Source organism: Veillonella sp. ZSJB6, from assembly GCF_051549505.1.
Taxonomy (GTDB): domain Bacteria; phylum Bacillota; class Negativicutes; order Veillonellales; family Veillonellaceae; genus Veillonella.
In genome coordinates this window covers 1-239 of sequence record NZ_JBPUGE010000173.1, presented here as the reverse complement: position 1 = coordinate 239, position 239 = coordinate 1, and the positions used below count along the sequence as shown (strand labels likewise).

The following is a 239-nucleotide window of genomic DNA, read 5'->3' as shown; positions in this document are numbered from 1 at the left end:
ATGCACTTCATATTATGCCTAAACCGGATGAGGCAATGAAAGAAATATATAGGGTGTTAAAACCTAATGGAACTTTGTTCGCCCTCACTTTTCTATGGAAAGAGGGAAAGCAAAGAAAAATGATAAAAAGTTTGATGACTATTTTAGGATTTAAGATGTATGAAGAATGGGATAAAAAGGAATTTGAAGATTTTATTAAAGAATATAGATTTTCAGTAGTTGAATGGAATTGTGCAAGC

The 239-nt window shown here is 31.4% G+C and carries 1 protein-coding gene; it reads left to right on the top strand.

Going from position 1 to position 239, the window contains the following annotated elements:
- Nucleotides 1–14: 14 nt before the first annotated feature.
- Nucleotides 15–239, top strand: a 225-nt coding sequence (locus ACSV5T_RS10325) for a class I SAM-dependent methyltransferase (RefSeq protein WP_438321089.1), incomplete at its 3' end; no start/stop codon positions are given.